At 72.1% G+C, this 9,645-nt stretch carries 7 protein-coding genes and 1 pseudogene; 6 read left to right on the forward strand and 2 right to left on the reverse strand.

Going from position 1 to position 9,645, the window contains the following annotated elements:
- Positions 1–237: 237 nt before the first annotated feature.
- The 3 genes from ABTZ17_RS34410 to ABTZ17_RS34420 all read left to right on the forward strand — a co-directional run bounded on the left by ABTZ17_RS34410 (position 238) and on the right by ABTZ17_RS34420 (position 4,699).
- Positions 238–939 carry an HAD family hydrolase gene (locus ABTZ17_RS34410; RefSeq protein ID WP_352199744.1) on the forward strand — a complete coding sequence of 234 codons (702 nt, stop codon included), beginning with the start codon at positions 238–240 and terminating at the stop codon, positions 937–939.
- Between the two features lie 501 nt (positions 940–1,440).
- Positions 1,441–3,045 (forward strand): ABC transporter substrate-binding protein, encoded by a 1,605-nt coding sequence (locus tag ABTZ17_RS34415; protein WP_352199745.1) that lies wholly within the window; start codon positions 1,441–1,443, stop codon positions 3,043–3,045.
- A gap of 73 nt (positions 3,046–3,118) precedes the next feature.
- Positions 3,119–4,699, forward strand: coding sequence for an ABC transporter substrate-binding protein (locus ABTZ17_RS34420; RefSeq protein WP_352199746.1), 1,581 nt, complete (start codon positions 3,119–3,121; stop codon positions 4,697–4,699).
- 99 nt (positions 4,700–4,798) lie between these two features.
- On the opposite strand, the gene ABTZ17_RS34425 is transcribed toward ABTZ17_RS34420, so the two are convergent.
- Both ABTZ17_RS34425 and ABTZ17_RS34430 read right to left on the reverse strand, forming a co-directional pair.
- Complete coding sequence (locus ABTZ17_RS34425; RefSeq protein WP_352199747.1) at positions 4,799–5,470, reverse strand: response regulator; 672 nt, start codon at positions 5,468–5,470, stop codon at positions 4,799–4,801.
- Positions 5,471–5,532: 62 nt separating this feature from the next.
- The gene (locus tag ABTZ17_RS34430; RefSeq protein WP_352199748.1) at positions 5,533–6,429 is read right to left on the reverse strand and encodes a RecB family exonuclease; all 897 of its coding nucleotides are present in this window, start codon (positions 6,427–6,429) and stop codon (positions 5,533–5,535) included.
- 213 nt (positions 6,430–6,642) lie between these two features.
- On the opposite strand from ABTZ17_RS34430, the pseudogene ABTZ17_RS34435 reads away from it, so the two are divergent.
- From ABTZ17_RS34435 to ABTZ17_RS34445, 3 genes and pseudogenes are all read left to right on the forward strand, one after another.
- Positions 6,643–7,794 (forward strand): annotated as a pseudogene (locus ABTZ17_RS34435) (site-2 protease family protein); the annotation flags it as partial.
- An 18-nt stretch (positions 7,795–7,812) separates the two neighbouring features.
- Entirely contained in the window at positions 7,813–8,721 is a 909-nt protein-coding gene (locus tag ABTZ17_RS34440) for a tRNA (adenine-N1)-methyltransferase (protein WP_352199750.1), read from the forward strand.
- A 251-nt stretch (positions 8,722–8,972) separates the two neighbouring features.
- A complete protein-coding gene (locus tag ABTZ17_RS34445) occupies positions 8,973–9,554 on the forward strand; it encodes a hypothetical protein (RefSeq protein ID WP_352199751.1) in 582 nt (193 codons plus the stop codon).
- Positions 9,555–9,645: the final 91 nt, after the last annotated feature.

Below are 9,645 nucleotides of genomic sequence, written 5' to 3' on the forward strand. Positions count from 1 at the left end.
ACCTGCTCCGGCCGGAACGGATCGGGGTCCACCTCTCCGAGGAGTTCCAGCTCCACCCCGAGCAGTCCACCGACGCCATCGTCATCCACCACCCCGAAGCGAAGTATTTCAACGCACGCTGATCCATCACGACGTACACTTGTCGGTCCCACCAGGCCGGTCGCCTGCTTCCCGGGGTCATGTCCCCGCGGGAGAGAGGCGGCCGGCCTGTCCGTCCCCCGACCGGAGGTGTGCCGTATGACCAGCACCGTTCCCGCCCCCCTCCCGCGGGCGGCCGACGGCTCCCAGCTGCAGGCCGTGCTGCTCGACATGGACGGCACCCTGGTCGACACCGAGGGCTTCTGGTGGGAGGCCGAAGTGGCGGTCTTCGCCGAGCTGGGCCACCGCCTGGACGAGTCCTGGAAGGACATCGTGGTCGGCGGCCCCATGAGCCGCAGCGGCGGTTACCTCATCGAGGCCACCGGCGCGAGCATCTCCCTCGCCGAGCTCTCCGTGCTCCTCAACGAGCGCTTCGAGGCCCGGATCGCCGACCACGTCCCCCTCATGCCCGGGGCCGAACGCCTGCTGGCCGAACTCGCCCGGCACAACGTCCCCACCGCCCTGGTCTCCGCCTCGCACCGGGCCGTCATCGACCGCGTCATGCGCTCCCTCGGCCCCGACCGGTTCACCATCAGCGTCGCCGGCGACGAGGTGCCCCGCACCAAGCCCCACCCCGACCCCTACCTCCTCGCGGCCCGCACCCTCGGCGTGCACCCCTCGCGCTGCGCCGTCATCGAGGACACCGTCACCGGGGTCGCCGCCGCCGAGGCCGCCGGCTGCCCCGTGGTCGCCGTCCCCTCCGTCGCCGCCATCGCCCCGGCCCCCGGCCGCACCGTGGTCTCCTCCCTGGAGGACGTGGACCTCGCCTTCCTGCGCTCCCTCATCACCGGGCTCAACTGACCCCGGGAGCCCGGCCGAACCACTGGTAACGCTCCGTACCCACCGCCCCCGCCGCACCGGGCCGGAAAACACCCCGGACCGGCACGGATCAGCCCGCAGGGCGGATTTCCATCCCCAGAGGACCCGATCCTGAGGTGACCTTGGTCACGCTCAGTGGCCCCGGCCGGTGCCCCCGCGCACCCCGGGGCCTTCCCATGTGTCCGTATTGATCAGCACCTGCCCCAATCGCCTGCCGGGTCGCGCCTACGCAGCCGGTATCCCCCCATCACGGTGCGATGACGTGCCAAGCCCGGCCAGTTCCAGCCATCCCGCCCCGGCCCACTAGTGTCGTCGCAGGCACCGCACCGCACCTGAGCGGCCACGCACACACCCCTGTGCGCGGCCACCGGGAACCGATCGTCTGACAACCCGGCCCGATCGTCCTTCCGCCCCGAACGGGCGCCCGCGCGCAGTGCCCGATCCAACGCTGTGAAAAGTGCCGGTTGAGGGAGAACTCCGAGGATGAACCGCAAGAACCTGGTGCTCACGGCTGCCGCCGTACTGCTCACCCCCGCACTCGCCGCCTGCGGCACCGCCACCGGAGGCGGCGCGGGATCCGGAGCCATCGTCGTCGGCACCACCGACCGGTTCGAGGCCGCGGACTACGCCCCCGCCCCCTTCGACCCGGCCTACGCCTACGACGCCGGTGCCTGGAACGTCCTGCGCCAGACCGTGCAGACGCTCATGCACATACCCCGCGGCGGCGGCGACCCGGTCCCCGAGGCGGCCTCCGACTGCCGCTTCACCGACACCGGCAACGAGAGCTACCGCTGCACCCTCCGCCCCGGCCTGAAGTTCTCCGACGGCGACGCGCTGACCGCCGAGGACGTCAAGTACTCCATCGACCGCGTCCTCGCCATCAACGACGACAACGGCCCCGCCGGACTGCTCTCCACCCTCGACACCGTCGAGACCCAGGGCGAGGACACGGTCGTCTTCCACCTGAAGACCCCCGACGCGACCTTCCCCCACAAGCTGTCCACCCCGGCCGCCGGCATCGTCAACAGCAAGACCTACGAGGCCGAGAAGCTCCGCGCCGGCTTCCAGGTGGACGGCTCCGGCCCGTACACCATGAAGGCCGAGGTGGAGGACAACCGCCTGGTCCGCGCCGTCTTCACCCGGAACGAGAACTACCAGGGCGACATCAAGCCCAAGAACGACAAGGTCGAGCTCCGCTCCTTCGCGGACTCCACCGCCATGGGCCGCGCCCTGGAGGACGGCGACATCCACATGATGTCCCGCAGCCTCTCGCCCGCCCAGGTCAAGGAGCTCTCCACCCGGGCCCCCGAGGGCGTCAAGCTCGTCCAGATGCCCGCCCTGGAGATCCGCTACCTCGGCTTCGACACCGAGGCGCCGGTCGTCAAGGAGAAGGCCGTCCGACAGGCCCTCGCGGCCTCCGTCGACCGCACCGCCCTCATCGGCCAGGTGTACGGCACCGCCGCGGAGCCCCTCTACTCGCTGGTGCCCTCCAGCGTCGGCGGCCACGTCAACTCGTTCTTCAACAAGTACGGCGAGAGCAACCCCGCCACCGCCGCCAAGCTGCTGCGCGAGGCCGGGGTCCGCACCCCCGTCAAGCTCACGCTGAACTACACCACGGACCACTACGGCGACGGCACCGCCGCCGAGTTCGAGGCCCTCAAGACCCAGCTCAACGCCACCAAGCTGTTCGACGTGGACGTCAAGGGCACGCCCTGGAGCGAGTTCCGTCCCGCCCAGAAGAAGGGCCAGTACGCCGTCTACGGCCTCGGCTGGTTCCCCGACTTCCCCGACGCGGACAACTTCACCGGGCCGTTCCTGGAAGCCGACAACTTCCTCAACTCCCCGTACGCTAACAGCACGGTCCGCAACAAGCTGATCCCCGAATCGCGGCGCGCGCAGGACCGTACCGTCGCCGCCCAGTCCTTCGGGGAGATCCAGGACATCGTCGCCGAGGACGTACCGGTCCTGCCCCTGTGGCAGGCCAAGCAGTACGTGGCCGCACGCGACGGGATCACCGGAGTGGAATGGTCGGTTAACTCCACCTCCGACCTCCAGCTCTGGGAGCTCGGCCGCGGAGTCAGCGGCTGACACCTGTAGCACCCGGCAGCGGAAGGCGCGGGCCGGCGGACACGACACAGTCAAGACAGTGAGGCACGAACCCGTGAACAGACGTAACCAGTGGCTGGCGGCCCCCCTCGGCGCGGTCACCGCGGCAGCCCTGCTCAGCGGCTGCGGCTCCGACGACAGCGGCACGGGCGCCTCCGGCTCCACCGTCGTCATGGGAATGTCCGACAAGGTGACGGCCACCGACCCCGCCGCGGGTTACGACGCCGGCTCCTGGCTCGTCTTCAACAACGTCTTCCAGACCCTGCTCAGCTTCCCCAAGGGCGACACCGCCCCCGAGCCCGACGCCGCCGAGGAGTGCTCCTTCGAGGGCAACGGCAGCAAGGTCTTCCGCTGCACCCTCAAGTCCGGGCTGAAGTTCAGCAACGGCAACGACCTCACCTCCAAGGACGTCAAGTACTCCTTCGAGCGCACCCTCCGCATCAACGACGAGAACGGCCCCGCGGTCCTGCTCTCCTCCATCGAGAGCATCGAGACCCCCGACGACAAGAACGTCGTCTTCCGCCTCAAGACCTCCGACGCGACCTTCCCCAGCAAGATCGCGGCGGGTGCCGGCTCGATCGTCGACCACCGCGAGTACCCCGCGGACAAGCTCCGCACCGACGGCAAGGCCGTGGGCTCCGGGGTCTACACCCTGGAATCCCTCGACGACAAGAGCGCCCGCTTCGCCGTCAACGGCTCCTACAAGGGCACCGCCAAGCCGCAGAACTCCGGCATGACGATGAAGTTCTTCCGCAACGACCAGGCCGCCCTCAAGCAGGCCCTGGACAAGGGCGAGATCGACTTCGCCTTCCGCGGCCTCGCCGCCCAGGACATCGCCGACCTCGGCAGCGGCACCGCCGACTCCCCGATCGACGTGGTCCAGGGCACCGGCGCCGAGGTCCAGCACCTCGTCTTCAACATGGACGATCCCGTCGCCGGGAAGGTCGAGGTCCGCAAGGCCGTCGCCTACCTCATCGACCGCGAGGCCCTCGTCCAGAACGTGTACGCGGGCACCGCCAGCCCCCTGTACTCGATCATCCCGTCCGGGATCACCGGCCACACCACCCCTTTCTTCGACCGGTACGGCGGCACCCCGCAGCCCGACAAGGCCAAGCAGGTCCTCCGCAAGGCGGGCATCACCGACAAGGTCGCCCTCACCCTGTGGTCCACCCCCTCCCGCTTCGGCCCCGGCACCGACGCCGAGCTCAAGGCGATAGCCCAGCAGCTCAACGCCAGCGGCCTGTTCCGCGCCGACGTCAAGTCCGTCGAGTTCGAGCAGTACGAGAAGGACATGGAGGCCGGCAAGTACGGCGTCTACGTCCGCGGCTGGGTCCCCGACTACCCGGACCCGGACAACTTCACCCAACCGTTCTTCGGCAAGGACAACGTCCTCGCCAACCGCTACGACAACGCCACGGTCAGCGGCACCATCCTGCCCCGCACCGCGGCCGCCTCGGACCGCACCACCACCAACGCCGACTACGCCAGGATCCAGGACATCGTCGCCGACGAGGTGCCGATCCTCCCGCTCTGGCAGGGCAAGCAGTACGCCGTCGCCCGCGAGAACGTCACCGGACTCCAGTGGTCCCTCGACGCCTCCACCGTCTTCCGCTTCTGGGAGATCAGCAAGGGCTGACCACCCCCGCACGCACCGGAGGGCCGGCACCCGCATCCCGCGGGTCCGGCCCTCCGCCGCACCGGCACCGGCACCCGTACGGGCCCGGCACGCCGCTCGCTACTGGGCGCCCGGACGCACCAGACCGCTCTCGTACGCGTACACCGCCGCCTGCACCCGGTCCCGCAGACCCAGCTTCGTCAGCACGTGCCCCACGTGCGTCTTCACCGTGGTCTCGCTCACGAACAGGTCCGCCGCGATCTCGGCGTTCGACAGGCCCCGCGCCACCAGCTTCAGCACCTCGACCTCCCGCTCCGTCAGCGTCCCCAGCGAGTCCGGCACCGGCTCCTCGCCCGAGGGCAGGTGCCCCGCGTACTTGTCCAGCAGCCGCCGCGTGATGCTCGGCGCGAGCATCGCCTCGCCGCCCGCCACCACCCGGATCGCCTGCACCAGCTCCACCGCCGGGGCGTCCTTCAACAGGAACCCGCTGGCCCCCGCCCGCAACGCCTCCACCACGTACTCGTCCAGGTCGAAGGTGGTCAGCACCAACACCTTCGCCGGACCGTTCCGCTCCGGACCGGTGATCTGACGGGTCGCCTCCACCCCGTCCATCCGCGGCATCCGGATGTCCATCAGCACCACGTCGGGCTGCAGCGCCCGCACCCGCTCCAGGGCCTGCAGGCCGTCCCCGGCCTCGCCCACCACCACCAGATCCGGTTCCGCTTCCAGGATCATCCGGAAACCGGTGCGCAGCAGCGGCTGGTCGTCGACCAGGAGGACACGGATCGCCACGGAAAACCTCACCTCGTCGGGCGGATGTCGCCAGTACGCCCCATTCTGCCCTGCGCCCCCGATCAGGCCCCCGGCGGGCGCTCCGCACCCCCGGCGCCCGGCTCGCCGCCCGGCGCGGGCACCGTCACGGGCAGCGGATACGGCGGGGGAGTGCCCCCGAACTCCGGACACACCTCCCGGTGGTCGCACCACCCGCACAGCTTCGTCTGCCGCGGCAGCCACACCCCCGTGGCCGTGGCCTCCCGGATCGCCTCCCACAGCGCCAGCAGCTTCCGCTCCACCCGCTCCAGGTCCCCCGGGACCGGGTCGTAGGTGAGCACGTCCCCGCTGCCCAGGTACACCAGCTGGAGCCGGCGCGGCAGCACCCCCTTCAGCCGCCACACCACCAGGGCGTAGAACTTCATCTGGAACAGCGCGCCCTCCGCGTACTGCGGTCGCGGAGCCTTGCCCGTCTTGTAGTCGACGATCCGCACCTCGCCCGTCGGCGCCACGTCCACCCGGTCGATGATCCCCCGCAGCCGCAGCCCCGAATCCAGCTCCGTCTCCACGAAGAACTCCCGCTCCACCGGCTCCAGCCGCTGCGGGTCCTCCAAGGTGAACCACCGCTCCACCAGCGACTCGGCCTCCGCCAGCCACTCCGCCAGCCCCGGCCCCCCGGCCTCCGGCGCGAACAGCTCCGCCAGCTCGGGCTTCGCCTCCAGCAGCCGGTCCCACTGCCCCGGCACCAGCGACCGCGCCCGCGGCGCCGTCCGCTCCGCCGCCGGATGGTCGAAGAGCCGCTCCAGCACCGCGTGCACCAGCGTCCCCCGGGTCGCCGCCGCGCTCGGCTTCTCCGGCAGCTTGTCGATCACCCGGAACCGGTAGAGCAACGGGCACTGCATGAAATCGCTCGCCCGCGACGGGGAGAGCGAGGAGGGAGCGGTGGCACCGCCGCCGTCCGGACCGGGGATCGTCGTCATGACACAAAACCCTACGGCCCCCCGCCGACAGCACGGCATACCATCGACGACAGCCAGCCTCGCACTGCATGATCGAGGTACACCCCGAACACGGGGCCGCCGACCACGGCCCCGCCGCAGCACCCACCAGGCGACCGAAGGACACCAGTGGCGGACACCGACACACCGGGAGGGCCGGACCAGGCCCGGGAGAACGGACGACCGCAGTCCCGGCCCGGCTCAGGGCTCCTCATGGGACGGCCCTTCGGCGTACCCGTGTACGTGGCCCCGAGCTGGTTCCTGGTCGCGGCCCTCATCACCTGGGTCTTCGGCGACCGCCTCGAAACCGTGCTGCCCGACCTCGGCGCCGCCCGCTACCTCGTCGCCCTCTTCTTCGCCGTGGCCTTCTACGCCTCGGTCCTCGTCCACGAGCTCGCCCACACCGTCGCCGCGCTCCGCTACCGACTCCCCGTGCGCCGGATCCGGCTCCAGTTCTTCGGCGGCGTCTCCGAGATCGAGAAGGAGTCCGAGACCCCGGGCCGCGAGTTCGTCCTCGCCTTCGTCGGCCCGCTCCTCTCCCTCGTCCTCGCCGGGATCTTCTACGCCGGCATGCACGTCACCCGCGACGGCTCCATCCCCGGCGTCCTGCTCGCCGGACTGATGATCTCCAACCTGATCGTCGCCGCCTTCAACCTGCTCCCCGGCCTCCCCCTCGACGGCGGGCGCATGCTCCGCGCCGTGGTCTGGGGCCTCACCGGCAAACCCATGGCGGGCACCGTCGCCGCCGCCTGGACCGGCCGGGCCCTCGCCCTCGCCGTCCTCGTCGGCCTGCCCTGGCTCACCCGCAGCGAGATCCTCGGCAACGACGCCGCCGACCTCGGCGGCATGGACACCGTCACCGACGCCCTCCTCGCCGCCATCCTCGCGGGCATCATCTGGACCGGCGCCGGCAACAGCCTGCGCATGGCCCGCCTCCGCGAACACCTGCCCCGGCTCCGGGCCCGCACCCTCACCCGCCGCGCCGTCCCGGTGCCCCCCGCCACCCCCCTCTCCGAGGCCCTCCGCCGGGCCGACGAGGCCGGTGCCCGCGCCCTGGTCGTCGTCGACGCCGACGGCGAACCCACCGCCCTCGTCCGCGAGACCGCCATCGCCGCCGTCCCCGGCCACCGCAGGCCCTGGATCGACACCGGCAGCCTCGCCCAGCCCCTCACCGAGGGCATGCGGGTCTCCGCCGACCTCTCCGGCGAGGAGCTCCTCGACGCCCTCCGCACCACCCCCGCCACCGAATACCTGGTGGTCGAGGCCACCGGCGAGATCTACGGCGTGCTCTCCGCACAGGACGTCGAGAGGGCCTTCGTCCGGGCCATGGCACGGCCGCAGTCCTGAGACCCATACACTGGTCACATGTCCGAACCGACCGGTGCCGCCCGCCGACGCGGGCCCTTCAAGGTCGGGGACCAGGTCCAGCTCACCGACCCCAAGGGACGCCACTACACGTTCACGCTCGAAGCCGGGAAGAATTTCCACACCCACAAGGGTTCCTTCCCGCACGACGAGCTGATCGGCGCTCCCGAGGGCAGTGTTGTCCGTACCACGGGAAACGTCGCCTACCTGGCGCTGCGACCCCTGCTCCCCGACTACGTCCTGTCCATGCCCCGCGGCGCCGCCGTGGTCTACCCCAAGGACGCGGGCCAGATCCTGGCCTTCGCCGACATCTTCCCCGGCGCCCGCGTCGTGGAGGCGGGCGTGGGCTCCGGCTCGCTCAGCAGCTTCCTGCTGCGCGCCATCGGTGACCAGGGCATGCTCCACAGCTACGAGCGCAGGGCCGACTTCGCGGAGATCGCGAAGGAGAACGTCGAGCGCTACTTCGGCGGCCCGCACCCCGCGTGGCAGCTGACCGTGGGCGACCTCCAGGACAACCTGTCCGACACCGACGTCGACCGCGTCATCCTCGACATGCTCGCCCCCTGGGAGTGCCTGGAGGCCGTCTCCAAGGCCCTCGTGCCCGGCGGCATCCTCTGCTGTTACGTGGCCACCACGACCCAGCTGTCGAAGACCGTCGAGTCCATCCGCGAGATCGGCTGCTTCGCCGAGCCGCAGCCCTGGGAGTCGATGATCCGGAACTGGCACGTGGAGGGCCTCGCGGTCCGCCCCGACCACCGGATGATCGGCCACACCGGCTTCCTCGTCACCGCCCGCCGGCTCGCCGACGGGGTCGAGCCCCCGCTCCGCCGCCGCCGCCCCGCGAAGGGCGCCTACGGCGAGGACTACGAGGGCCCCGGCAGCGGCTCCGGCGGCTCCGGCCGCGGCTGACCCGCCCCCGCACAACACGACGGCGCCGTGCCGTGGTTCACCCCGATCCGGGGGAACCGCGGCACGGCGCCCTGCTGTTGGGGGCCGGGTGCGCCGAACCGGGCCGCGGGCGCCCCGCCGGGACCGGACCCGCCCCGGCCGGATTCCGCCGCGGACCCGACCGTTCCCCCGCCCGGGCCGGTGTGACACGATGCCGGCACCCCCTCAGCACTGCCGGTCCCGACCGGCCGCGCCCCCAGGAGAGAGCCCGCGTGCAGACCCCCGCCGCCCCGGACCAGGCCCACACCCGAGCCCGGGCGCACCACTGGGCCGCCACCGCGGCCGCCCTCGCCGCCGTGGTCGCCGCCGCGGGCCTCCTCCAGCCGGACCGGGCCGAGGGCACCCCGCGCGCCGGGGCCGCCGGCACCCCCGTGGCTCCCGCGGCGACCGCTCCCGACCCCGAGGCCGTCACCTACCCGATGGACTGCCACGGCCTCGACACCGCCGTCACGGCACGCGCCGAGGGCGACCTCGACGGCGACGGCCGCCCCGAGACCGTGGCCGCCGTCCGCTGCGCCGCGGGCTCCGGGACCCCGCCCTCCGGGCTCTACGTCATCACCGGCACCCCCGGCAGCGCCGACCGCCCCCCGCGCGTGGTGGCCACCCTGCTCGACCCCGCCCGACAGCAGAACGTGACCGCCCTCACCCTGCGCTCCGGGGCCGTCACCGCCACCCTCCTCGGCTACTCCTCGCCCGAGGTCCCCCGCTACGCCCCCGACCGCCGCGCCACCCTCAAGTGGCACTGGGACGGCGGCGCGTTCCGTCAGGAATCCCTCGCCGCCGAGAGCGTCTGAGCCCTCACGCGGCGTGGCCCCCCCCCCCCCCGCCCGGGGGGGGGCCCCGGCGGGGGGCGGCCCCAGCCACGCCGGCCGGGGCCGATTCCAC

This window comes from Streptomyces sp. NPDC097619, assembly GCF_040302735.1.
Taxonomy (GTDB): Bacteria; Actinomycetota; Actinomycetes; order Streptomycetales; family Streptomycetaceae; genus Streptomyces.